Genomic DNA, 23,055 nt, shown 5'->3' on the forward strand with positions numbered 1-23,055 from the left:
GGGGCCCGGACCTGTTGGCGCGTGGCGGAGTTTGCTGCGACGTTATCAAGGCGTGACTTCAGTCGCGACCGGGGTCCAAAGGCCGGAATCGCGGACCGCTTCGGCCAACGGCTCGAGCACCGCCGGGCGGTAGGGCACCGGCAGGTAGACGATCGCCAGATCCAGGCCCTCGGCGCCGAGGGCCGCGGCGTCGTCGATGACCTTGCGGTAATCGTGGTCCGGGTCCAGGCGTAGGTGCGCCGACAGGGTGATCTCGCCAGCGTCGCGGCCTAGGTCGGCGCAGTGGCCGGCCAGCACCTCACGCTTGCGGGCGAATTCGGCCGGCGTGCCGCCGACGAAGTTCCAATGCTGGGCGTAACGCGCGGTGATCTTGAGGGTGCGCTTCTCGCCGTTGCCCCCGATGCAGATCGGCGGGTGCGGTCGCTGCGGACCCTTGGGCTCGTTGCGGGCGTTCTCGAGCCGGTAGTAGGTGCCCGAGAAGGTGGTGGTCTGCGCGCTCAACAGGCTGACCAGGACTTCGCAGGCCTCCTCGAAGCGATCGAAGCGCTCACGGATGCTGCCCAGCTCGATTCCGTAGGCGCCGGACTCCTCCTCGTTCCAGCCGGCGCCGATGCCCAACTCCAGCCGGCCGCCGGAGATGATGTCGAGTGCCGCGGCCATATTGGCCAACACAGCGGGATGGCGGTAGTGGATCCCGGTGACCAACGTGCCCAGCCGTAGTCGAGTGGTGGCCTGCGCCAGCGCCGTCAGCGTGGTCCAGCCCTCCAGACACGGCCCGGTCGAGTCGGTGAAGATCGGATAGAAGTGGTCGAAGGTCCAGCCGGACTCGTAGACGTCGATATCGTCGGCGGCCTGCCAGACGGCCAGCATGTCGGCCCAGGTGGTGTTCTGCGGTGAGGTCTTGAATGCGAAGCGCATTCAGCCGACGTTAGCGCGTCCGCGCTGCCCGGAGCGCCAAACGCCGCACGCCGCCGGATAGGCTGCCGCTGTGGACACGGTGATGCTGGGTATCGATACCAAGGTGACTCTGTTGGCGGCCGGGCTGATCTTCCTGCTGGCACTGCTGCTCGGGGTCTGGAAGTACCAGCAGATCGCCACCTCGGAGAACCACCAGGCCCACATCTACGTCGACATCGCCCACCGGGCGGCGTTGCTGTACTCCTTCGCCACGCTGCTGGTCGCGGTCTTCGTCGAGCTCAGCGGCTGGCCCACCTGGGTGAACATGACCGCGGCGATGGTGATGGTGTACTTCTTCGTCACCGCCATCGGCAGCTACATGCTGCACGGCGCGTTGCGCGACACCACCAACCAGTTCGAGAAGGCTGGCCCGCTCTTGCGACTGGGCATGCTGTTGCTGATCATCGGCGAGATCGGGGGCTTCTCGGTGCTGCTGGCCGGTTTCGGCGTCGGTGAGTTCTGACTCGACCTACAACGCTTCGCCGTAGATGCTGCTGACCCAGATGTGGGTCAGGGTGTCGACCACCCGATCATGGTGAACCGACGGCTCCTCGGCGACCAGCGCCGCCATCATCGTGCGCTCGTTCATCTGATTCAGTGACGTCGCGAGGTCTAGCGCCGGGACGGTGTGCGGCGCCGCGCCGCGGTCGCGTTCGGCGGTGATCATCGCCGCGGTCTGCTCAATCCACTTGCGCATGAAACCGTTCCACATCGCCCGGAACTCCGGGCTGGTGGCCAGCGCCTCGGTGCCTGCCCGGGCGATCGCGCGGTGCGAGCTGAACGCGGTGAAGAACGCCTTGATGCCGCTGCGCCAGACCCGGCGCGGGTCGGTCGGCAGTCGCTGGACCGCTCCGACGAACTTCTCGTCGGCGGCGGCGATCAGCGGCTCGAGCAGCGAGAGCAGCACCGCGTCTTTGGACTTGAAATAGAAGTAGAAGGTGGGCCGGGAGATGCCGGCGCCTTTGGCCAGGTCGTCCACCGAGATCTCGGCGAGCGACCGCTGCTCGAGCAGTCGTTCGGCGGTGGACAGGATCGCTTGCTCCCGATCATCGCCGGACGGCCGGGTCGACCGTCGGCTGCGGGTACGCGTCGGGCCCGGAGGAGTCACAGGACATAGTTTACACGGTGTCGAGAAAATCAACAGGATGTCGACTCGGGCTGTCTCGGCGTTGCTACACTTCTCGCCCGTGGCTGAACAGCTCGATGTCGTGGTCATCGGCGCGGGCCTTTCCGGCATCAGTGCCGCGTGGCATTTGCAGCGATACTGCCCGAACAAGACCTATGCGATCCTGGAGCGTCGCGCCGATCTCGGCGGTACCTGGGACCTGTTCACCTACCCGGGCGTGCGCTCGGACTCCGACATGTACACCTTTGCCTTTCGGTTCAAACCGTGGACCCGGGACACGACGATCGCCGAAGGCGCGGTGATCAAAGCCTACTTGCGAGAGGCTGCCCACGAGTACGGCATCGATCGACACATCCGTTACGGACACCGGCTGGTTGCCGCAGACTGGAGCGAGACGGCCGCCGCGTGGCGACTCACCGTCGATCGGGACGGCGCGACGATCGAGATCACGTGTAACTTTCTGTTCGCGTGCAGCGGCTACTACGACCACGACGAGGGCTACTCGCCGGAATTCCCCGGCTCCGAAGACTTTGCCGGCACCATCGTGCACCCGCAGCACTGGCCGAAGGATCTGGACTACACCGGCAAGAAGATCGTGGTGATCGGCTCCGGCGCCACGGCGATGACCCTGGTGCCGGCCCTTTCTGATTCCGGTGCCGGTCACGTCACTATGGTTCAGCGTTCCCCCGGCTACATCGGCTTGCTGCCCACTGTCGATCCAAGGGCCCGCCGGCTGAACCGGATCCTGCCGAGCCGGATCGCGGCCGCGGCCAACAGATGGAGCTACATCCTCGGTCAGGTCGGCGTCTACCAGGCCAGCCGCCGCTTTCCGAAACTGATGCGCAAGACGTTAATGATGATGGCGGAGCGTCGATTGCCTGCCGGGTTCGACGTCGACAAGCACTTCGGCCCGAGCTATCAGCCGTGGGACCAGCGGTTGTGCCTGGCGCCCGATGGGGACCTGTTCGCCACCATCAGTGCGGGTCGGGCCGATGTGGTTACCGATGACATCGAGACGTTCACCCCGGCTGGGATCCGGCTGAGCTCCGGCGAGGAGTTACCCGCTGATCTGATCGTCACTGCGACCGGCCTGAACCTGCGGTTGTTCGGTGGCATCGAGATCAGCCGCGACGGCGTGCCGGTCAACCTGTGTGACACGGTGGCTTACCAGGGCATGATGCTCAGCGGTGTGCCGAACATGGCGTTTACGGTCGGGTATATCAATGCGTCCTGGACGTTGAAAGCCGACCTGGTATCGGAGTCGGTCTGCCGGGTGCTCAACTACCTGGACGCGCAGGGATTCGACACCGTGGTCGCGCGGGAGCCGGAACCGCACGTGCAGGACCGCCCGCTGGTCAGGCAGGATTCCGGTTACGTGCAACGGGCGCTGAGTCACCTCCCGCGGGCGGGTTCGCACCGGCCTTGGCGCCCGCACGAGAACTATCTGCTGGACTTGGCGCAGCTCAGGCGGGTCAGGCTCGATGACGGCCACCTGCGTTTCACCCGCTCTGGATAAGTGGTAGCTCATCCCGCTTTGCGGACTCGAGTGCGCAATTAGCGAATCTAAACTTGCGGGCAGCTCAGCTTTTCAGTAATTTCCCTATGACGTTCTTCAGGTACGGTGGATGGATTCAGACCATACCTTTTGGATGATTATCGTGCCTCAAAGGGGGAAATTGACATGAGTCGTCGCGACCAGCGGAATAACGGCCGGAAGCGGGGGAAGCGGGCTTACGCCGCGGCCTCGGCGGCGGGAGCGTTCCTGGCGTTCGGCATGTCGCCATTGGCGGCTGCGCCGGCGCAAGCCGACATCGACTTCGACTGGCTGGACCCGCTCGCGTGGTTCGGTGCGGACGCACCGGGGGCGGACCTGCCCGGCGCTGCCGACTTCTCCTTCAGCGATTGGGGCGGCTTGCTCAGTGGCGACCCGGATGCGTGGTTGGCCTTTGACGACCAGGTGTACCTGGCGTTCTATGACCCGATGCAGGCGATGATCGACAACCCGGCCAATGACTGGTGGCTGGACCCGCTGAACCAGGTGTTCGCCACCGGTGACGCTTGTGGGGTGCTGTGCAACGGCTCGGATGCGTACTACAACGGCGACGGCGACCTGGTTCAGGCCCAAGACGGTGGTCTCTGGTTCGGTGACGGCGGCAACGGCATCGACGGTTCCGACGGCGGCGCGGCCGGCCTGTTCGGCAACGGCGGTACCGGCGGCGATGCGGCGATGAACGCGACGGTCACGATCGACGGGGTCACCTTCGCGGGCTCCGGCGGCGATGGCGGTGCCGGCGGCGGTCTCATGGGATACGGCGGAACCGGTGGTAACGGCGGCGACGCCTATGTCGACGGCAACGGCGACGTGATCCAGGCGGGCGCCGGTGGCAACGGCGGCGACGGCATGGGCCAGCTCGGTATCGGCAACGGCGGTGACGGCGGTGTCGGCGGGCACGGCCTGGACGCGACCGACGTCCACGCGGCCACTGCCGGCGGTCTGGGTGGTAACGGAGGTAACGCCGGGCCGCACACCGGCAACGGCGGCAACGGTGGCACCGGCGGTGTCGGCGGCCAGGGCTTGCAGGGCCTTACCGGCGCCAACGGGAACGGTACGGCCGGCAGCGATGGCGCCGCCGGCGGTAACGGCGGTGTCGGCGGTAACGGCGGCGAGATCTTTGGCAACGGCGGTAACGGCGGTGCCGGCGGCGTGGGTGGCAAGGGCGGCACCGGTGGTACCGGCGCGGACGGCGTCGACGGCGATTGGGCAGTCAACAACGGCAACGGGACCGACGGCGGCAACGGCGGTGCCGGCGGAAACGGTGGAGTCGGTGGCACCGGTGGCGCTGCCGGTACTGCGGACCACGACGGCAGCGGCGCCGACGGTGCCGGGGGCGTCGGTGGCAACGGCGGTGCCGGTGGCGACGTCGGCCTCGGTGGCGACGGCGGCAATGGCGCGGCCGGCACCGCGGCCAACCCCGATGGCGGCGACGCCGGTAACGGCGGTGACCCCGGTGACACCGCGGGCCTCGGCGGCGCGGGCGGCCAGGGCGCCGGTGACAGTGCGGATGGCCAGGCCGGCGCCGATGGCACCATCACCCCGATCGTCTCGGGTAACGGCGGCCAGGGCGGTGCCGGTTACAACGCGGCCGCCGACACCGGCGCGGCTGCCGGTACCAGCGGCGGCAACGGTGGCGCCGGTGGTAACGGCGGCAAGTGGGGCAACGGCGGCGACGGCGGGGCCGGCGGCAGCGGCGTCCAGGGTGCCGCCGGCAGCTTCGCGGGCGGCGGTAGCGGCAACGGCACCTCCGGCGGCAACGGCGGCAACGCCGGCGACGGCGGTGACTCCGGTGAGCTGGCGGCCAACACCGCCGGTAACGCGGGTCTGGCCGGCAATGGCGCCGACGGCGGCGCCGGTGCCAACGCGGTGGACCCGGGCGGCAACGGCGGCAACGGCGGTGGCGGCGGTAACGCCGGTGACGGCGCTGCCGGCGGTTCGTCGGCCAACGGCACGGCGGGCACCGACAGCGACGGTGGGGTGGCCGGTAACGGTGCCATCGGCGGTGACGGCGCGGCCGGCACCGACGGTGTTCCCACGACGGCTCCCTTCGACGGTGCGTCCAACGGCCAGGCCGGCGGCAGCGGCGGCCAGGGTGGCAGCGGTGGCAACGGTGGCGCCGGCGGCGGCGAGAACGGTGTCGGCAGCAACGGCGGTAACGGTGCGGCCGGCGGCAACGGCGCCGACGGCGGCGTCGGCGGCTACACCACCCACACCGACGACTTGGGCCACCCGGAGCAGGTGCACAACATCGGTCTCGGCGGCCAGGGCGGTGACGGCGGTGACGGCGGAAGCGGCGGCGCGGCCGGCGCCGGCACGACCAACGGTGCCGGAGGCAACGCGGGTAACGGTGGCCAAGGCGGCAGCGGTGGTAACGGCGGCAGCGGGGGCGACCTCACGAGCACCGGCTACATCGACAGCGCCGGGAACACCAGCCGGGGCAACCCGGCCGACATTATCGGCGCGGGCGGCGCGGGCGGTGACGGCGGCGACGGCTACGTCGCCGGTAACGGTGGCGCCGGCGGCAACGGCGGCAGCGACGACTTCGCAGCAGGCTCCAACGGTGGCGGCGGCGGCGCCGGTGGCAATGGTGGCGACGGTGTCGGCGACGGCAGCACCGGCGGCGACGGCGGTGCCGGTGGCAACGGTGGCGACGGCAGCGACATCCGCTGGGGCTGGACCGGCTCCGGCACGCCTCCGTCGTCGATCAGCAACGGCACCCCCAGCACGTCGGGCCCGGTCAACAACGTCTCCGGCGGCGCCGGCGGCAACGGCGGCAACGGCGGCGTCGGCGCCGCGGCGAACGGCACCGGTGGTGCAGGCGGCACCGGCGGCACCGTGGTCACCCCGAACCTGCCCACCGGGCCGGGTTCCATCGGCATCAACGACGGTGCGATCAACGGTGGCGCCGGCGCCACCGGCGGTACCGGTGCCACCGACGGCAGCTCGGGCACGCCCGGAACCACACCATAGTTCTGCAGAACACAAGTCGGGAAGCCCCATACGCCTCGTGCGTGTGGGGCTTTCCCCGTCTCAAAACGACCATTATCTACATGCCGTCGAAATACTCAACGGACTGTTGACTGACTCGACACCACGTTGATAATCTGGCGGCATGACTGAACACCTCGATGTTGTGATCGTCGGTGCCGGCATTTCCGGCATCAGTGCGGCGTGGCACCTGCAGGACCGCTGCCCGACCAAGAGTTACGCGATCCTGGAGCGTCGCGATGACCTCGGTGGGACCTGGGATCTGTTCAAGTACCCGGGCATCCGCTCGGACTCCGACATGTTCACCCTCGGTTTCCGGTTCAAGCCCTGGCGCTCGGCACACTCGATCGCCGACGGCGCCTCGATCAAGGCCTACATCAAGGAGGCGGCCGCCGAGAACGGCATCGACTCCCACATCCGCTACCGGCAGCACGTGGTGGCCGCCGACTGGTCCGACGCGGAGAACCGCTGGACGGTGACCGTCGAGAGCGACGGTAAGCAGAGCCAGCTCACCTGCTCGTTCCTGTTCGCCTGCAGCGGCTACTACAACTACGACGAGGGCTACTCGCCCAAGTTCGAAGGGGCCGAGGACTTCGAGGGCACCATCGTGCACCCGCAGCACTGGCCGGAGGACCTGGATTACGCGGGCAAGCGCATCGTGGTGATCGGATCCGGTGCCACCGCGGTGACGCTGATCCCGAGCCTGGTGAACACCGGAGCCGGACACGTCACCATGCTGCAGCGCTCGCCGACCTACATCGGCTCGCTCCCGCTGGTCGATCCCTTCGCCGAGCGGGCCAACAAGCTGCTGCCGGCGCACGTGGCGCACGTCGCCAACCGCTGGAAGGCGATCGGATTCAGCACCTTCCAGTACCAGCTGTCGCGGCGCTTCCCGAACTTCATGCGCAAGACCCTGCTGACCATGGCCCAGCGCCGGTTGCCGAAGGGCTACGACGTCGAGAAGCACTTCGGGCCCAGCTACAAGCCGTGGGATCAGCGGTTGTGCCTGGCCCCCAACGGGGATCTGTTCAAGACCATTCGCGGCGGACAGGCCGACGTGGTCACAGACACCATCGAGCGCTTCACCAAGACCGGTATCAAGTTGAGCTCCGGTGCGGAGTTGCCCGCCGACATCATCATCACCGCGACGGGACTGAACCTGCAGTTGTTCGGCGGGGCCGAGGTGCGGCGCAACGGCGAACCGGTCTCGCTCAACGACACCATGGCCTACAAGGGCCTGATGCTCACCGGGCTGCCGAACATGGCCTTCACCATCGGCTACACCAATGCGTCCTGGACGCTGAAGGCCGACCTGGTGTCGGAGTTCGTCTGCCGGCTGCTCAACTACATGGACGAGCACGGATTCGACACGGTGGTGCCGGGACGCCCCGGTGCCGATATCGAAGACCGGCCGCTGATGGACTTCACCCCCGGCTACGTGCTCCGGGCGCTGGACTACCTGCCCAAGGCCGGATCACGCGCGCCGTGGCGGCTCAAGCAGAACTACCTACTGGATCTCCAGCTGATCCGGCGCGGCAAGGTCGACGACGACGTCCTGCGCTTCTCCAAGCACCGGGCCGCGGTCGCAGCCTGACCGGTCACGGCGTCCCGCCCCGCCCATCCGAGGCCTCAGGCCAGTAATAGGAGTCGGGGTAGGGGCGGGCGCCGAAGATCGCGGTTCCGATCCGCACCTCGGTGGCGCCTTCGGCGATCGCCAGCGGAAAGTCCCCGCTCATGCCCATGGACAGCCGCGGCAGGTCGTGGCCGTGGGCGGCCGCGGCATCCCGCAGTTGGTGCAGCCGGCGAAAGCAGCCGCGGACCGCGTCGGCCTCGGAGGTGTTGATGGCCAGCGTCATCAGGCCGCGCACGCGCAGGGTGGGGTAGCCGGCCAGTACCTCGAGGAACGGTAGTAGCTGCTCGGGGTCCAGGCCGTACTTGCTCGGCTCGTCGGAGGTCTTGACCTGGACCAGCACGTCGAGGGTACGGCCCTGCGCGCGCAGGTTCCGATCCAACGCTGCGGCCAGCTTGGGCCGGTCCAGCGACTGCACCTCGGTGGCCAACCGCGCCACCACGCCCGCCTTGTTGGTCTGCAGGTGCCCGATCATCACCCAGTCGATTTCAGGGCGGGTCTCCTCTAGAGCCATCGCCTTGTCCCGGATCTCCTGGACCTTGTTCTCGCCGAACCGGCGCCATCCCAGGTCTTCGGCGGCCTGCTGGATCACGTCCGGGCCGAACGTCTTGCTCACCGGCAACACGGTGACCTCGCCGGGATCACGGCCGGCCGCGCGGCAGGCGTCGTCCACCCGCTCCCGCAGCCGTTCCCAGCGTTCCCGCAGGGTGTCGTTCATCGGAGTTACACCACGACGATGCCGTCGTCGTCGCTGTAGGCGATCTCGCCGGGCACGAAGGCGACACCGCCGAGTTCGACGACGACGTCGCGTTCGCCGGCGCCGGTCTTGGTGCTCTTGCGGGGATTGGTGCCCAGGGCCTTGATGCCGATATCGAGCGTGCGCAGTGTCGCGGCGTCACGCACGGCGCCGTGCACGATCAGTCCGACCCAGCCGTTGGAGCGGGCCAGCTCGGCGATGACGTCACCGACCAGCGCGGTGTGCAGCGATCCGGCGCCGTCGATCACCAGCACCCCGCCGTCGCCGGGCTCGGATAGCACCGACTTGAGCAGCGCGTTGTCTTCGAAACAGCGGACCGTGCTGATCGGGCCGGCGAATTCGGTGCGACCGCCGAGCTGGCGGAACTGCAGATCGCAACTGCGCACGTCGGCGCCGATGTCGTCGACCAGGTCGGCGGTGGGCCGGAAGGGTGCGGTCACCGGTGGGCTCAGCCGCGGCGCGCGCGGAACAGCCGGCGGATCAGCAACAGTCCGAGTAGGCCGAACAAGCCGGCGGCCAGCATCGCAGCCGGTGACCGGCGCGCCGGTGACACCGACGGGGTGAGCGGGTTACGAGCCGTGTCGACCGTCGACTTCGCCTGGGCGGCTGTCTCCTTGGCGCCCTCGGCGAGACGGCCCGAACCGTTGGTGTCGGCGGGCCGTGGCGACGGCGCGGGAGCCGCCGCCTTCTTGGCGGCCTTCTTCGCGGGCGCCTTTTTGGCCGGCGCCTTCTTGGCCGCCTTAGCCGGGGCCTTCTTGGCGGCTTTCGCCGGTGCCTTCTTGGCGGCCTTCTGGGCAGGTGGCTCGGCGGGCTGATCGGCTCCGGCCGGCTCGGACGGAACGGCCGGCTCGGCGGGAGTGGCGGGTGGCTCGGCGGGCCGATCGGCTCCAGCCGGCTCGGCGGGTCCGGGTGCGGCGGCGGGTTCCTGGGCGGGCTGGTCCTGCGGGTCGGTCATACGGCAGCTCCTCTGGCGGGTTCTCGTCTCAGATCAACTCGGCGGCGACACCGGCAACGTTGCCCATCATGCCAGCATCCGCCTGCGCTCAGGTGTGGGGCAGCAATCAGGATCGGCGCCGATTCAGCCACAGGCCGGCCCCGACAAGTGCCACCGCACCGGCCACGAACGGCCAAATCGGCAGGTCAGCTTCCGGGTCGGCGTACCGGCGCGGAATCGGGGGCGGCGCCTCGCCGTGATCGGTCACCGCCGGGCCGGGCTCACCGGTGCCGGCCACCGTCAGCCGGAACGGCCACGAACCGGACACCACATGACCGTCGGCGGAGGTGACCCGGTAGTTGACGGTGTACGTGCCGGCCGGACCGAGCGGGCGGACGGCGACGCTGGCGACCGCGCCCCGGACCTGTGTCTCACCGGTGGACCACAGGTGCCCGTCCGGCCCGACCACCGTCATGGCCGCGAAGCTGGTCTGCAGCTGCTCGTTGAAGGTCGCACTGACACGATCCGGTCCGCGCGTCAGCTCGGCACCGCCGGCCGGATCCGCCGACACCAACACCGCGTGCGCGCCAGCCACCCCGGGGGCCACCAGGGCAAACAGCGCCGCCAGCGCGAACATCCCGGTCAGCGCGACGCGCACGGCCCTCGTCATGCTCGCCGCCGGCCCACGGCGATCGTGGCGGCCAGCGCGGCGACCAGCAGCGCGGCCCCGCCCAGCAGCCGGGCCGCATTGTCGGCGTGGTGCGAACCACCGGCATCGGATTCGACGGTCTCCGCCGGTCCGGCGGAGACGGCCGGGGCCGGGTGTTGGGCGTGGTGTTCAGGAGCCGACGCCGGACCGGCCGCCAGGTGCAACGACGGCACCGGGCGCTCCGCCTCGCCGCCACCGCTGGGAGGCGGCTGATCCCAGCGCACCACGGTCCCGTCGGCGTAGCGCTGCGCCGACGGGAAGTCCACCGTCTCGGTGTCGGGCAACTTCATCGCGATCCGGAACAGGCCGAACTGGTCGGCGCCGATGCCACCGGCCTCGGCCGTCCAGGTCACCGAGTGCACCGCTCCGGTCTTGGCGTCGCGGTCCAGCCGGGCGGTCCAACCCGGTTTGGTCTCGGTGCGCGCCGACGCCACGTCGGGCAGCGTCACGGTGAGTTCGGTTGTGGCAGAACCGGTCGGCGACTCGTTCGGTACCTCGAAGGTGACCATCGCGACGCCGCCGCGCACCGCGCCGGGACTGCTGGCGTGCACATGCGCCCAGGCCGGTGCGGTGCCGGCGATCCAGCCGGCGGCGGCGATCATCGCGGCCAGCGCGCCCAGGCGGGCCCCGCCGCTCATGCGGCTCATGACGGCAGCCCCAGCCGGGCCATCAGATCGGCGTCGATGCCGTCAAGCTGCCCACTGATCGCGGCGGCGGCGGAGCGGCGCCGATCCACCGGCATGGTCTCGATGGCGGTCACCGCGGTGGCGAGGTCGCTCAACCGTGCGGTGATCGCCGCGACGAACTGCCGGGTCTCGGAATCCTTGGGCTTGCGCTCGGCCACCATCCGCAACGACTTCTCCGCCCCGGCGATCCGGGCGGAGAGTTGGGCTCCGCTCTTGCCGGTACCGGAGAATTCGCCCAGGCGGGCCAGCGGCACCCCGAGCCGGGCGGCTCGCTGTTCATCGATCAGGCCGCGGATCGCCATGGCGGCCCGGTACGCCAGCGGCACCACGATGGGCGCCAGCATCCGCGACACCACCAGGGTCCGGCGGATCCGGGCCGGCGACAGCAGCCGACCCTCACGTGCCGCCTTGAGCTGACTTTCGGCGGCCTTGAGCGCCGCGCGGTCGCGGTTGCGGTCGGATTTGATCCGGGCTTTCAGGGCCCGGGCGTCGGCGCGCTGCGCGGCCTTGAAGCGCTTCGCCTCGCCCTTGGCGGCCAACCGCGCCTCAAGTTTGGCCCCGGCCTTGAGCGCCCGCGCCTCGGCACGCCGGGTCGCGCGGCTCTTGCGTTTACTGAACAGGCCCATTCGCGGCCGCCTCCCGGTGTCTCGCTGGAACCGATCCAGCCACCCTAATCGCGGTGCCGGCGCCTCAGGCGCTGAGGTGCTCCTTGCGGCGCAGCTCGTCGATGCGGTCCAGGATGTCCTGCTGGGCCTCCGGGGAGAGCCCGACGGCCTGGGTCGCGATACGGCGCACCCCGGCGTCGCGGACGCTGTCCAGCCAGGTCAATTCGGCATCCAACTTGGCGTAGTAGTCGTCGTCGGTGAAGAACGCCGGTTTGATCCGGAAGAAATTGGCCAGCGCGGCCATGGTGGCCGTGGACGGATTCGTCCGATTTCCCGAACGGAGCTGGGACAGGTAGGGCGCCGACATCGTGATGCCCTCCGCTTTGAGTGCCGCGATCACCTCCGCGGAGGTGTGTGGCCCGCGTCCTGGCGGATATACCACATCGAAAAGACGGTTCAAGCGGACAGCGAAAGTCGCGCTCATCTATAGGACCTCCCGAAGGTCAGCAAGCATTTGACAGGCGCTCGGCGAGGGGGGGAGCCGTCACGTCTGATGATTTGCTGATCATCGTAGCCATAGATACCCACACAACCAAGGGTGATTCGAGAGCAAATTCGATCTTGAAGTTCGGCGTGCCTGCGTGTCGTACGTACGCCGCCCGGACCGACCGTTGCAACCGCAGATACGTGGTGTAGCAAGCAGAATTGCCTCGCCCGCGGCGGTTGCGCGTAACCATCCGGAGGTGGTCGCGGTCCTCCGGTCTGGACGCTGGTCCGGCGAAGTGAAGTTCGCACCGCGGGCAGCGCGCTCGGTGGTATTTGCTAACGGGCGGCAGATCCGTCTCCGGCGGTCTGCTCGCACCGCCGCAGCGCGACCCGTCGAAGCGCTGCCGCGGACGCCACCAAGACCAATCCGGCGATCGACGCAATGGCTGCCGGACGCCAGCCCAGCGCCTCGTCGATGAGCATCCACAGCCCGAACGCCAGGAACAGCAGGCCGGCCGCCCCGTGCAACAGATGCTCGGGTAGTTGACGGTGCAGCACCATCCCGACCGCGATCGCCACCGCGTCGGCCAGCACCATGCCGGCCGTCGCGCCGAGCCACACCCCGAACCAGTTGCGGTCACTGGCCAGTGCCACCGTCGCCAACATGGTCTTATCGCCGAGTTCGGCCAGCAGCACCGAGGACACCACCGCGAGCAGCACGAACCGCGGCTCCCGAACGGGCCCGTCGTCGACGGCGGCGTTGGTGCCCTCCCGCCACGTCCACGCGGCGAAACAGATGAACGCCACCCCTGCCGCGGCCGCGATCGGGCGCGCGGGCAACGTCAGCCCCAGGAAATGCCCGACCGTCACCGAGATGCCGTGGACCGCGAACGCGGCGATGGCCACCCCGCTTAGCACCACCCACCAGCGGTGCCGCAGCGCGTAGGTCATGGTGATCAGCTGGGATTTGTCGCCGAGTTCAGCCAGGAAGACCACTCCCAGGCTGATCAGCGCGGCGGCGAGCATGCGAGACGCCCTTTCGTCAGCTGCCGAGGCTAGTGACTGTGCGGCCCGCCCGCCAGGCGTTGCGGGGTTTTCGGCCACCCGAATCCGATGATCCGGTGACGGGATTCGCCGATTCGAATTGCCCTATGCGGCAAGGAGCATGGCCAGGACCGCGGTATCAGGGTGGCTGACGGGGTCGACGCCCACCCGGCTCACCAGCGAAGTGACCGTGCCGTCGGATTCGGCTTCGACCCAGGCGGCCCGGTGTTCGAGCCCCAGATGGGGCAGACCGGGCAGGAGTACGCATCCCGACGCCGCGCCGCGGCACTCCGGCAGCGAGGGAATGGTCTCCGAGGGCGGGTGCAGCATCAGCAGCGCCGAGGGCTGATGGCCGGCGAAGTATCCCGGCCCGATCGCCGATTCGCCCGAAACCGTGCCTTCGGCCAGCAGCAACCCGACGGTGCCCGGCCCCGGGTTGTCAGGAAGCTCCTCTCGCGTCCCGAAAACCGTTGTGGTGGCGAGTAACCCGGGCATCGAGGCGACCCGGACAGCGATGCTGAGCAGCTGCGCCCATTCCTTGGTCGAATCCGGCCAGCGGCCGAAGACCACGAATCCGTGTAGTGCACCGTGGGAGTGGAACGGGGCGACTTCGATCGCCCGGCCGGACCCTGTCGTCTCCATCGCACACCCTCCGCGACATTTGACTCGCCTGCTCGCATTCCAGCGGGTGGGTTGTCTGGCAGCATGCGACAGTCGGCCCACGGGCGCAAGAGGACACGACGGCACCGCGGGTAACGAATCGGTGAGGAAAACAGAATGGGGCGCCGCGCCATCGGCGCGACGCCCCACTCGAGGCACTGCCGCTAGAAGATCAGACCCGAGGTCTTCGAGGTGGCGGCCGCGAACCGGGACTGCACGTCGGCCCAGTTGACGACGTTCCAGAACGCCTTGACGTAGTCCGCCTTGACGTTCTTGTACTGCAGGTAGAAGGCGTGCTCCCACATGTCGACCTGCAGCAGCGGAATGATGCCCAGCGGCACGTTGGCCTGCTGGTCATAGAGCTGGAAGGTCAGCAGCTTTCCGCCCAGGGTGTCGTAGCCCAGCACCGCCCAGCCCGAACCCTGCAGGCCGTTGGCGGCCGCGGTGAACTGCGCGCGAAACTTGTCGAACGACCCGAACGCGTCGTCGATGGCCGCGGCCAGTTCGCCGGTCGGCTTGTCACCGCCGTTGGGGGACAGGTTCTTCCACCAGATCGAGTGGTTGACGTGCCCACCGAGATGGAAGGCCAGGTTCTTTTCGTTCAAGAAGATCGCGCCGTGGTCGTCGTTGGCGCGTGCCTCGGCGAGCTTCTCCAGTGCGGAGTTGACGCCGGCCACGTAGGCGGCGTGGTGCTTGCTGTGGTGCAGTTCGTTGATCTGGCCCGAAATGTGCGGCTCGAGGGCTCCGTAGTCCCAGTCCAAGTCCGGCAAGGTGTAGTCGGCCACGTGGTTCCTTCCTTCGATCGGTACTGATCCGGTGTCGATCACCGTTGATCATTGTCGACGTGCATTGACGCTGTGGCGGCACCCCATCGGCAGCGCGGTCGGGGTGGTGCGGCCACCTCGATCAACACTGCTCCAACACGCGGTGTACCGCAACAACGGGTCGCGCGGCCGACAGCGGCCGCAGCGCTTAGATCAGAACGATCGCCAACAGGATCGTCAGCAGCACCAGTGCGATCAGGCCGGCGCGTAGCGAGGCCAGCAGATAGCCGCGCGTGTAGGTCGACGATCCCGCGTGCCAGCTCGTCGCCGTGGCAACCGGCCCGGGCCGGATCGGACGTGCCGTCATCCCTGTTGCCCCCAAGCTCACCGTGCGCTCCACCGCCGTGAGGCGCATCACAATCGTTCTGTGACGGCGATCATAGCGCTTCTTGGGCTCGGTGGAAAAATTCGGCTGGTATGGCCCGCCTGCCTGCAACAAAGCCCCCCGGGGCGGCGACCGCGGGCATCGGTGACAGCTGATTAGTGAATCAAGAGATTTCGCTCGAAGCTGTTAGTCAGGTCACTCTGGCGACCGCGCGTTATCCACCGTCGCCCCTTCGAACGATGCCCAAAGGGCACCTCATGGCACGTGTTACCCCCGGCCGGTGTGTGGATAAACCTGTGGAAATTGTGGATAGTCCGGCGGTAGCTGAAAGGGTTCCCGACCGGGCTCCGCGGCGCATCCCGGACCCCCTCGCCGGCGCTCTCGCTACGCTGGTGCGGTGATTCAGGTGTGCTCCCGCTGCGGCACGCGGTGGAACGTGCGCGATCGGCGGCGGGCCTGGTGCCCGCGCTGCAACGGCGCGCTGTGGGCGCCGCTGACACCCGCGCAGGAGGCGGAGCTGCAGTGGGCCCAGCCGGGGCCCCCGCCCCCGGCCGACTCCATGGCGCCGCCCGAGTCGCCGCCCCGACTGGGCCCGGGTTACCGCTGGATCGCGGTGCGCCCGGGGCCACCGCCCCCGCAGCCGCGCCGACGGCGTCCGCTGGGCCCCACCCCGCGCTACTCGGTGATGCCGCGCTGGACTCTGATGGGAGCACCCAATCCGGTTGCTGCGCAACCGAAACCGGAGGGGCGGGCCGCCCCTACTTCGCGGTCGCTGGAGAAGGCGCTGGGGGGTGCGATCGCCGCGCTGGGTATCGCCGCGCTGGTGCACGCGCTGATCTACCTTCTGATGATCATCAACCGCACCAGACTGCTGCATCCCTTGATCGCCAATGGCGCGGTGTGGCTGGGCCGGCTGGCCGGTGTCGCAGCGATCGCAGCGGTCGTCCACTGTGCGGTGGTGCTGACCAGGTGGCTGCTGGCCCGCCGGTCGGCGGCCTTCGCCCGGCAGCATCTGCCCGAGTCGCGTCCGGCGTGGGCGCTGTGGACCGGCTGCCTGGTGCCGCTGGTCAACCTGGCCTGGGCGCCGGTCTACGCGCTGGAGCTGGCCGGGCGGGAGGATCGGCTCGACCGGCTGCGCAGGCCCATCGTGGTGTGGTGGGTGGTGTGGGCGGTCAGCACCGCCGCCGCGGTCTTCGCCACCGCCACCAGTTGGGCCGATGACGCGCAGGGCATCGCGGACAACATGGTGGCGACGGTGGTCGCTTACCTGCTCGGCCTGGCCGCGGTGGTGGCGGCGGCCCGGGTGGTCGAGGGATTCGAGCAGCGCTCGATGGGGCGGCCCGCCCACCACTGGGTGGTCGTCCCCGACGGCGGCGACACCGCGCCGCCGGTGCCGCCGGAGGCTCCGGAGGACGACGCGCCGTCGTCGGAGCCGGAAACCGTGGCGACACCGGCCGCCGTTGTCGGGTCCGGCGGGCGGGAACCGGCAGCATAAACCCATGGCAGCGGCCGACGATGTGGTGGCGGAGCACCCGTTCGTGGTCGCACACCGGGGTGCGTCGTTCGACCGCCCGGAACACACCCTGGCCGCCTACGACCTGGCGCTGCAGGAAGGCGCCGACGGCGTCGAGTGCGACGTGCGGCTGACCAGCGACGGACACCTGGTCTGCGTGCATGACCGGCGGGTGGATCGCACGTCCAACGGGGTCGGGCTGGTCAGTGAGATGACGCTGTCGCAGCTGCAGGGCTTCGACTACGGGTCCTGGCACGGCCGGCCGGCCGGACCACCGGAGGCCCTGACAGTCCCAGAGACCGGCCTGCTCACCCTCGACGCTTTGGTGGCACTGGTTCTGGATTGGCAACGGCCGGTGAAGATCTTCATCGAGACCAAGCACCCGGTGCGCTACGGCGCGCTGGTCGAACGCAAGGTGCTGGAGCTGCTGGACCGATTCGGGATCGCCTCGCCGGCGTCGGCGACCCGCTCGCGTGCGGTGGTGATGTCGTTCTCGGCGGCGGCGGTGTGGCGGATCCGCCGGGCGGCGCCGCTACTGCCCACCGTGCTGCTCGGGTCGGCGGCCCGCTATCTAGGGGGCAGTGCTGCCACCACCGTCGGGGCCACCGCTATCGGCCCGTCGATCGCGACGCTGCGCGAACACCCGGAGTTGGTCGACCATGCCGCGGCACGTGGTCGCGCGCTGTACTGCTGGACCGTCGACCGCGACGACGACGTTGATCTGTGCCGGGACCTCGGCGTGGCGTGGATCGCCACGAATCAGCCCGCCCGAACCAAGGCGCGGTTGCGGGCGGGCTGATCGGTCGGAGGGTGATCCGTAGCTATCCGCCGGCAATTCGCGGCGCGCCGGCTTCCGGTGTCACGGTGCCGATCTCGCGGGCGATGAAGTTCTCCAGTTCGAACAGGTTGTGGCCGGCACGATCGGCGACCCGCAGCAGCCGGGTCATCACGGCCACCTCCTCGACCTGCTCACGCAGGAACCACTGCATGAACTGCTCGCCGAGGTGATCACCTTCGTCGCGGGCGGCGCTGGTCAGCCGGCTGATCTGATCGGTGACCGTGTGCTCCTGGTCGAGCACCAGCACCAGCGCGTCCCGGGGGGCGTCGAAGCGGTTGCGTACCGGGTCCACGCCGGGGATCTCGACGGCGATGGAGCGGTCCAGCAGATACTGCACCATCATCATCGCGTGATTGCGCTCTTCGACCGCCTGGGCGTAAAAGAACTTCGCCAATTGCGGGAAATCACCGCCGTCAAAATAGACGGCAACGGCGACGTATTGCTGCGCGGCGGTGAATTCGTGGTAAATCTGCTCTTGAAGCAGTGCGTGGAATTTCGACGTGTGGGTTTCGATCTCGGACATGTTTGCGATGCTACCCCAGGTCAGACCGGGTGCGCATCCAAGGTGAGGCTTACTCAGGCCAGCTTTGCCTAAGTAAAGATAGGATAGGCTGAAATGGTTCTCCGGCGGAACGGTAATTCTTGAAGTTTCGATTATCGCTAATTATCGGAGTTCGTTGTCGGCGGCTCGTCGCGGCCCAACGCGTCGAATAGCTGCGCGGCCTGCTGGTGGTCCCATACCACCGCGTCGCCGGAGTCGGTGTAGGTGAACCCGCCCACCGGCACGGTCAGCATCGTGGTGGGGCCCCGCAGCGCCCAGCCCAGCGCCGCCAGATCCCAGACGCGCGCGCCGGCGTCGACTGTCAACGCGTGTACGGCGGCGTTCGGCACGGCATACCAGCGCGCCGGTTTGAACCAGACCGCCGGGTCGGCGACCCGGGCCAACAGCGCGGACAGAAACAACCGCTGGTGGTCCATCCGGTCCAAGCCGGCGCGTGGGGTGGCCCGGCTGCGCACGTATCCCAGCGCGGCGTGACCGGCCAGCGTCTGGCAACCGGCCGGCAGGTTCAGCCCGGCCAGCGGGTCGTCGATCGGTTCGTCCGGGCACAGGGTGACCCCGCCGAGGGCGTCGACGAGCGCGGCGAACCCGGCGAAGCCGATCTCGGCGTAATGGTCCAAACGCAGCCCGGTGGCCTGCTCCACCGTCCGGGTCAGCAGCGGCGCCCCGCCGAGGGCGAACGCGGCGTTGATCTTGTCCTCGCCGTAGCCGGGGATGGCCACGTAGGAGTCGCGCGGGATGGACACCACCGTGGTGGGTGAGCCCGAACCCGCATCGGGCAGGTGGACGAGTAACACGGTGTCGGTGCGTCCGTTGCCGACATCGCCGCCGGTGGTCAGGTGCTGCTGCTGGTCGACGGTGAGGTCCGCGCGGCTGTCGGAGCCGACCAGCAGCCACGTCGTGCCGCGACCGGGTGCCGGTCGGTCGGCGTAGCCGGCGAACACCGCGGCGCGCTGCAGCGCGGTGTCGAGCCAGGCGGCGGAGCCGACCAGGCCCGCCGCGCCGAGCAACACCACCAGCAGTGCGAGCACCGCGAGCCGGCGGGGCCAGGAGCGCCGCCGCCGCGACGGGGGTCGTCGCCGTAGCGCTGCCGGCGGGCGCGGAGGCTGCTGCGCCGGCCGGGGCGCCGGCGGTGGCGGCTGATACGGCTGACGGTGCAGCAGTGGCGACGGCTCACGCGGCGGCACAGGCGGTGGCTGCCAATCCTTCGGTCGCTGCGGACCGATGTGTCTCCGGTCGCCGATCACCTGCCCAATCTACGCGCCCGGCGAGACGCCGATTTCGCTGATAGGCCATGCATATACGCGAACCACTCACCCCCAAATGGGTGTCAAACACCATGGCGACGGTCGGTTTGCGCTCTGGAAAATGGGGTAACCAGTGGCGCAATGTCGATGTATTTCGACCGGGCGGCAGTGCTGGCCCGTGACATGGCGGCACAGCTGGGCGGGGCGGCGTCCCATTGTCGGCGCTTCGCGATTCTTGCTGCACCCCAAGATGTTCCGGCTCGGACCCGTAGGTGGATGCTCGCCTGGTCTGCCCGAGTTTCAAGCCGGCTGACGGACCCCGATGAGTGGAAGGAACCCCACTGGTGCCCGACGAAATCTCCGCCGAGCAATGCGCTGTTCCGGCTCAAGACACCGAGGCCGCACGGCCCGACGACGCGGTTTCGATGAATGGACTCCGCAGAACCTACGACAGTGAGACGAAGTTGTCGTGGGTCCTGGCCGGTTTGGCGGGATTGTTGGGCGCGACCGCGTTCACCCATTCCGCCGGATACTTCGTCACCTTCATGACCGGCAACGCACAGCGCGCCGTGATGGGCTACTACGCCGAGGACGACTGGGTGGCGGCATCGCCGTGGCTCGCTGTCTCGGCGGCGTTGCTGCTGGTCGCGTTCGTCGCCGGCGTGGTCAGTGCGTCGTTGTGCCGGCGGTATCTCTGGCCGACGCGGCCCTATGCCACCACCGTGCTGACCACCGCGGCACTGGTGCTCGCCACGGTGGTGGACGGCTTCCTGTTGGGCGGCCCCGAGCTTCCGCTGCCCTTCTTCCCGATCGTGTTGATGACGTTCGGTATCGGCGCGCTGAACACCACCTTCGTCGACCGCAACGGCGAGGTGTCGATCCCGTTGAGCTATGTGACCGGCACGCTGGTGAAGATGGGCCAGGGTATCGAGCGCCACCTGAGCGGGGGCGAACTCGCGCACTGGCTGGGATATTGCCTGCTCTTCGGGGCGTTCGTGCTGGGCGCCGGCGTGGGTGGGGGAATCGGCATGGTGGCCGGTGGCACCTACATGCTGGCGATCGCCAGCATGGTCTGCGCGATGACGACCGGATACACCTACTTCTTCGCCGGCCAACGCCGACTCCGGAGCTGATCCCGCCCGCCGGATCTCGCTGTTCTCAGCTGGTGCTAGTGATTTTCGCACCCAGTTGTTATCTTGGCCGCGTTGCTCTCCGCCGCCATGGAAAGAGGTCCACCCGGGATGACCCGTGACTCCGGAGCGAAGAGAAATCGTCGGATCCTCGGGTGGGGCACCGCGGCGGGGGCGTTCCTGGCGTTCGGGATGACGCCGCCGGTGGCGTCCGCCGAGGGCTTCGACGACGTGCTCGAGCAGGCGCTGGCGCCGTTCGTGGATGCGGCCACCGGTGGACTGGACTGGGATGCGGTGTTCAGTCCGGCGGCCTGGGAGGCGTTCTTCGAGCCGGCCCACTTCGACGCCCTGCTGGCCGGCTCAGCGGCGGCGGCGAGTCTGCCCACCGACCCGACGGCCTGGCTGCAGGACTTCATCTACACCCCGCTGCACACCGGCATCGAGGGCTGGATCAACAGCGCCGGCGCGGCGCCGATCGTCGACGGGCTGAACCAGCTCAGCGCCGCGCTGGGCGCGGGCACGATGATCGGCGACGGCGCGGCCGGGACACCCGAACAGGCCGCCGGTGGTGCGGCCGGCTGGTTGTTCGGCGACGGTGGCGCCGGCTGGGACAACACCGAAACCGGCGGTGTCGGCGGCGCCGGGGGCGCGGCCGGGTTCTTCGGCAACGGCGGTGACGGTGGCTCCGGTGGCGAGGGCGCAGCGGGCGGTGCCGGCGGGGCCGGCGGATGGTTCATGGGTGTCGGCGGAACCGGTGGCTCCGGTGGCGACGGGGTGACCGGCGGCATCGGCGGAGCCGGTGGCGCCGGGGTCGGCTGGCTGCTGGGTGTGGGCGGAACGGGCGGCGCCGGTGGCGACGGCACCCATATCGGCGGCAACGGCGGTGACGGCGGTGACGGCTCGCCGTGGTTCGGCAGCGGCGGTGACGGTGGCGATGCCGGTAACGGGGTCTGGGTCAGCCAGGGCGATCTGCCCGGCCTGGGCGGCGCCGGAGGACTCGCGGGCGCGTTCGGCACCCACGGCGCCGTCGGCCACTTCGGCACCCTGGACGGAGCCCCCGAGAAGGGCCCGGCCGAGTTCGGCACCGCCGGTGGCTGGATCGTCGACGACCAGGGCCGGGTGGTCATCCTGCAGGGCGTCAACCAGGTCTACAAGTCGCCGCCGTTCTCGCCCGGCGGCAACGGCTTCGGTGACGACGACGCGGCGTTCCTGGCCGCCAACGGCTTCACCGCGGTGCGGGTCGGCCTGTACTGGGACCAGATCGAGCCGCAGCCCGGGGTGTATGACTGGGCCTATCTCGAGTCGGTCAAGGACACCATCGAGACGCTCAAGGCGCACGGCATCGTCAGCATCCTCGACATGCACCAGGACCTCTACGGCTCCCAGATCGGTGGCCACGGCGCGCCGGACTGGGCCACCCTGTTCAACGCGGGCGACAACGACACCAGCGCGGCGTTCCCGTTCGCCTACGCCCTCAACCCGGCACAGAACCAGGCCTGGGATGCGTTCTGGGCCAACGAGAAGGTGGACGGCGTCGGGCTGCAGAACGCGTACGCCCGGATGTGGCAGCACGTCGCCGACTACCTGGGCGGCACCCCCGGCGTGGCCGGCTACGAGATCATGAACGAACCGTGGCCCGGCTCGCCGTGGCTGGGCAGTCTGTTCGGCAACCCGTTCTTCGACACCCAAACGCTGAACCCGTTCTACGACCAGGTGATCTCGGCGATCCGGTCGGTCGACGCGAACACCACGGTGTACTACGAGCCGAACGTGTTGTTCGGCAACGTCACCGCGGTCACCCACCTGGGCGGCGTCGACGACGACAACACCGCGTTCGCGTTCCACGACTACTGCATCTTCGACGCCCTGGGCGGTGGCAGCGCCTCCGGCTGCTCGCTGTGGGACGGGATGATGATGAGCGGCGCCCAGGCCTACGCCGACGCCCACGGTGTCCCGGCGGTGGTCACCGAATTCGGCGCCACCCACAACATCGACACCATCACCAGCCAGCTCACCTCGATCGACCCGCACCGGTTCGGCTGGCTGTATTGGGGCTACACCAACGAAGCCGGCTCACTGGTGCACAACACCAACGCGGCGCCGGCCGGCGACAACGTCGACCAGCCCATCGTGGCGGCGCTGGCTCAGCCCTACCCGCAGGTGGTCGCCGGAATCCCGAACAGCTGGTCGTTCTCCGACGGTGTCTTCTCCTTCAGCTACTCCACGACGATGGCCGACGGCTCGGGGGGCAGCTTCGCCGCCGGATCGCAGACCCAGATCTCCATTCCGGACATCCAGTTCCCGAACGGCTACCAGGTCAGCGTCACCGGAGGCCACGTGCTCTCGGCGGACAACGCCCCGGTCCTGGTCATCGGATCCGACGCCGGTGCGGGCACCGTCACCGTCACCGTTACCGGCACCTGAGTCCGGCCCCCCGAGTGCGAGATCGCACCCACGCAGGCGATTCGGTGAATTCCCCGGC

Annotated in this window: 23 protein-coding genes; 8 read left to right on the forward strand and 15 right to left on the reverse strand. The window is 69.0% G+C overall.

Features of this window, described 5'->3' with window-relative positions; translation table 11 throughout:
• Positions 1 to 45 precede the first annotated feature (45 nt).
• Complete coding sequence (locus tag BST28_RS03590) at positions 46 to 918, reverse strand: LLM class F420-dependent oxidoreductase (protein ID WP_083079967.1); 873 nt, start codon at positions 916 to 918, stop codon at positions 46 to 48.
• 82 nt (positions 919 to 1,000) lie between these two features.
• On the opposite strand from BST28_RS03590, the gene BST28_RS03595 reads away from it, so the two are divergent.
• Positions 1,001 to 1,420 (forward strand): hypothetical protein, encoded by a 420-nt coding sequence (locus tag BST28_RS03595; protein ID WP_083080044.1) that lies wholly within the window; start codon positions 1,001 to 1,003, stop codon positions 1,418 to 1,420.
• Between the two features lie 6 nt (positions 1,421 to 1,426).
• On the opposite strand, the gene BST28_RS03600 is transcribed toward BST28_RS03595, so the two are convergent.
• On the reverse strand, positions 1,427 to 2,065 hold the full coding sequence (locus BST28_RS03600; protein ID WP_019736805.1) for a TetR/AcrR family transcriptional regulator: 639 nt from the start codon (positions 2,063 to 2,065) through the stop codon (positions 1,427 to 1,429).
• Between the two features lie 79 nt (positions 2,066 to 2,144).
• Here BST28_RS03600 and BST28_RS03605 point away from each other — a divergent pair, with 79 nt between their 5' ends.
• The 3 genes from BST28_RS03605 (at position 2,145) to BST28_RS03620 (ending at position 8,220) form a co-directional block, all read left to right on the forward strand.
• Positions 2,145 to 3,599, forward strand: coding sequence for a flavin-containing monooxygenase (locus BST28_RS03605; RefSeq protein ID WP_065287079.1), 1,455 nt, complete (start codon positions 2,145 to 2,147; stop codon positions 3,597 to 3,599).
• Positions 3,600 to 3,764: 165 nt separating this feature from the next.
• Complete coding sequence (locus BST28_RS25025; protein WP_165758046.1) at positions 3,765 to 6,608, forward strand: hypothetical protein; 2,844 nt, start codon at positions 3,765 to 3,767, stop codon at positions 6,606 to 6,608.
• A 142-nt stretch (positions 6,609 to 6,750) separates the two neighbouring features.
• Entirely contained in the window at positions 6,751 to 8,220 is a 1,470-nt protein-coding gene (locus BST28_RS03620; RefSeq protein WP_065287081.1) for a flavin-containing monooxygenase, read from the forward strand.
• A gap of 4 nt (positions 8,221 to 8,224) precedes the next feature.
• On the opposite strand, the gene BST28_RS03625 is transcribed toward BST28_RS03620, so the two are convergent.
• From BST28_RS03625 to BST28_RS03675, 11 genes are all read right to left on the reverse strand, one after another.
• Complete coding sequence (locus BST28_RS03625; protein WP_083079969.1) at positions 8,225 to 8,974, reverse strand: YggS family pyridoxal phosphate-dependent enzyme; 750 nt, start codon at positions 8,972 to 8,974, stop codon at positions 8,225 to 8,227.
• 5 nt (positions 8,975 to 8,979) lie between these two features.
• The gene (rraA, locus tag BST28_RS03630) at positions 8,980 to 9,453 is read right to left on the reverse strand and encodes a ribonuclease E activity regulator RraA (RefSeq protein WP_019739076.1); all 474 of its coding nucleotides are present in this window, start codon (positions 9,451 to 9,453) and stop codon (positions 8,980 to 8,982) included.
• Positions 9,454 to 9,461: 8 nt separating this feature from the next.
• Positions 9,462 to 9,968, reverse strand: a complete 507-nt coding sequence (locus BST28_RS23615) for a hypothetical protein (RefSeq protein WP_083079971.1) — start codon at positions 9,966 to 9,968, stop codon at positions 9,462 to 9,464.
• Between the two features lie 106 nt (positions 9,969 to 10,074).
• Positions 10,075 to 10,617 (reverse strand): copper resistance CopC family protein, encoded by a 543-nt coding sequence (locus BST28_RS03640; RefSeq protein ID WP_083079972.1) that lies wholly within the window; start codon positions 10,615 to 10,617, stop codon positions 10,075 to 10,077.
• Complete coding sequence (locus tag BST28_RS03645) at positions 10,614 to 11,303, reverse strand: YcnI family protein (RefSeq protein WP_083079974.1); 690 nt, start codon at positions 11,301 to 11,303, stop codon at positions 10,614 to 10,616. The genes BST28_RS03640 and BST28_RS03645 overlap by 4 nt, the downstream gene beginning before the upstream one ends.
• Positions 11,300 to 11,968, reverse strand: coding sequence for a DUF6474 family protein (locus BST28_RS03650; RefSeq protein ID WP_019736847.1), 669 nt, complete (start codon positions 11,966 to 11,968; stop codon positions 11,300 to 11,302). The genes BST28_RS03645 and BST28_RS03650 overlap by 4 nt, the downstream gene beginning before the upstream one ends.
• A gap of 64 nt (positions 11,969 to 12,032) precedes the next feature.
• Positions 12,033 to 12,431, reverse strand: a complete 399-nt coding sequence (locus BST28_RS03655; protein WP_019736848.1) for a helix-turn-helix domain-containing protein — start codon at positions 12,429 to 12,431, stop codon at positions 12,033 to 12,035.
• A 338-nt stretch (positions 12,432 to 12,769) separates the two neighbouring features.
• The gene (locus BST28_RS03660; RefSeq protein ID WP_083079975.1) at positions 12,770 to 13,459 is read right to left on the reverse strand and encodes a TMEM165/GDT1 family protein; all 690 of its coding nucleotides are present in this window, start codon (positions 13,457 to 13,459) and stop codon (positions 12,770 to 12,772) included.
• Between the two features lie 123 nt (positions 13,460 to 13,582).
• Complete coding sequence (locus BST28_RS03665; protein ID WP_019736850.1) at positions 13,583 to 14,119, reverse strand: hypothetical protein; 537 nt, start codon at positions 14,117 to 14,119, stop codon at positions 13,583 to 13,585.
• A 182-nt stretch (positions 14,120 to 14,301) separates the two neighbouring features.
• Positions 14,302 to 14,922, reverse strand: coding sequence for a superoxide dismutase (locus tag BST28_RS03670; protein ID WP_029249160.1), 621 nt, complete (start codon positions 14,920 to 14,922; stop codon positions 14,302 to 14,304).
• Positions 14,923 to 15,109: 187 nt separating this feature from the next.
• On the reverse strand, positions 15,110 to 15,397 hold the full coding sequence (locus tag BST28_RS03675) for a hypothetical protein (protein WP_165758040.1): 288 nt from the start codon (positions 15,395 to 15,397) through the stop codon (positions 15,110 to 15,112).
• Positions 15,398 to 15,683: 286 nt separating this feature from the next.
• Here BST28_RS03675 and BST28_RS03680 point away from each other — a divergent pair, with 286 nt between their 5' ends.
• Both BST28_RS03680 and BST28_RS03685 read left to right on the forward strand, forming a co-directional pair.
• Complete coding sequence (locus BST28_RS03680) at positions 15,684 to 16,781, forward strand: DUF4328 domain-containing protein (RefSeq protein WP_083079978.1); 1,098 nt, start codon at positions 15,684 to 15,686, stop codon at positions 16,779 to 16,781.
• A 4-nt stretch (positions 16,782 to 16,785) separates the two neighbouring features.
• The gene (locus tag BST28_RS03685; RefSeq protein ID WP_083079980.1) at positions 16,786 to 17,598 is read left to right on the forward strand and encodes a glycerophosphodiester phosphodiesterase; all 813 of its coding nucleotides are present in this window, start codon (positions 16,786 to 16,788) and stop codon (positions 17,596 to 17,598) included.
• 22 nt (positions 17,599 to 17,620) lie between these two features.
• On the opposite strand, the gene BST28_RS03690 is transcribed toward BST28_RS03685, so the two are convergent.
• Together BST28_RS03690 and BST28_RS03695 are read right to left on the reverse strand one after the other, a co-directional pair.
• Positions 17,621 to 18,160: a ferritin gene (locus BST28_RS03690; RefSeq protein WP_019736855.1), complete on the reverse strand. Its 540-nt coding sequence runs from the start codon at positions 18,158 to 18,160 to the stop codon at positions 17,621 to 17,623.
• A 137-nt stretch (positions 18,161 to 18,297) separates the two neighbouring features.
• The gene (locus tag BST28_RS03695) at positions 18,298 to 19,422 is read right to left on the reverse strand and encodes an LCP family protein (protein WP_083080047.1); all 1,125 of its coding nucleotides are present in this window, start codon (positions 19,420 to 19,422) and stop codon (positions 18,298 to 18,300) included.
• Between the two features lie 446 nt (positions 19,423 to 19,868).
• Here BST28_RS03695 and BST28_RS03700 point away from each other — a divergent pair, with 446 nt between their 5' ends.
• Together BST28_RS03700 and BST28_RS03705 are read left to right on the forward strand one after the other, a co-directional pair.
• Positions 19,869 to 20,576 (forward strand): DUF1275 family protein, encoded by a 708-nt coding sequence (locus tag BST28_RS03700; RefSeq protein WP_029249426.1) that lies wholly within the window; start codon positions 19,869 to 19,871, stop codon positions 20,574 to 20,576.
• 108 nt (positions 20,577 to 20,684) lie between these two features.
• Entirely contained in the window at positions 20,685 to 22,997 is a 2,313-nt protein-coding gene (locus tag BST28_RS03705) for a cellulase family glycosylhydrolase (RefSeq protein WP_029249425.1), read from the forward strand.
• Positions 22,998 to 23,055 lie beyond the last annotated feature (58 nt).

Source organism: Mycolicibacter kumamotonensis (assembly GCF_002086285.1).
GTDB classification, from domain to species: Bacteria; Actinomycetota; Actinomycetes; order Mycobacteriales; family Mycobacteriaceae; genus Mycobacterium; species Mycobacterium kumamotonense.

Coding starts and splice junctions, on each gene's coding strand:
- BST28_RS03590 (WP_083079967.1), bottom strand. CDS start 918: ATGCGCTTCGCATTCAAGACCTCACCGCAGAACACCACCTGGGCCGAC.
- BST28_RS03595 (WP_083080044.1), top strand. CDS start 1,001: ATGCTGGGTATCGATACCAAGGTGACTCTGTTGGCGGCCGGGCTGATC.
- BST28_RS25025 (WP_165758046.1), top strand. CDS start 3,765: ATGAGTCGTCGCGACCAGCGGAATAACGGCCGGAAGCGGGGGAAGCGG.
- BST28_RS03620 (WP_065287081.1), top strand. CDS start 6,751: ATGACTGAACACCTCGATGTTGTGATCGTCGGTGCCGGCATTTCCGGC.
- BST28_RS03625 (WP_083079969.1), bottom strand. CDS start 8,974: ATGAACGACACCCTGCGGGAACGCTGGGAACGGCTGCGGGAGCGGGTG.
- BST28_RS23615 (WP_083079971.1), bottom strand. CDS start 9,968: ATGACCGACCCGCAGGACCAGCCCGCCCAGGAACCCGCCGCCGCACCC.
- BST28_RS03640 (WP_083079972.1), bottom strand. CDS start 10,617: ATGACGAGGGCCGTGCGCGTCGCGCTGACCGGGATGTTCGCGCTGGCG.
- BST28_RS03645 (WP_083079974.1), bottom strand. CDS start 11,303: ATGAGCCGCATGAGCGGCGGGGCCCGCCTGGGCGCGCTGGCCGCGATG.
- BST28_RS03650 (WP_019736847.1), bottom strand. CDS start 11,968: ATGGGCCTGTTCAGTAAACGCAAGAGCCGCGCGACCCGGCGTGCCGAG.
- BST28_RS03655 (WP_019736848.1), bottom strand. CDS start 12,431: ATGAGCGCGACTTTCGCTGTCCGCTTGAACCGTCTTTTCGATGTGGTA.
- BST28_RS03660 (WP_083079975.1), bottom strand. CDS start 13,459: ATGCTCGCCGCCGCGCTGATCAGCCTGGGAGTGGTCTTCCTGGCTGAA.
- BST28_RS03665 (WP_019736850.1), bottom strand. CDS start 14,119: ATGGAGACGACAGGGTCCGGCCGGGCGATCGAAGTCGCCCCGTTCCAC.
- BST28_RS03685 (WP_083079980.1), top strand. CDS start 16,786: ATGGCAGCGGCCGACGATGTGGTGGCGGAGCACCCGTTCGTGGTCGCA.
- BST28_RS03690 (WP_019736855.1), bottom strand. CDS start 18,160: ATGTCCGAGATCGAAACCCACACGTCGAAATTCCACGCACTGCTTCAA.
- BST28_RS03700 (WP_029249426.1), top strand. CDS start 19,869: ATGAATGGACTCCGCAGAACCTACGACAGTGAGACGAAGTTGTCGTGG.
- BST28_RS03705 (WP_029249425.1), top strand. CDS start 20,685: ATGACCCGTGACTCCGGAGCGAAGAGAAATCGTCGGATCCTCGGGTGG.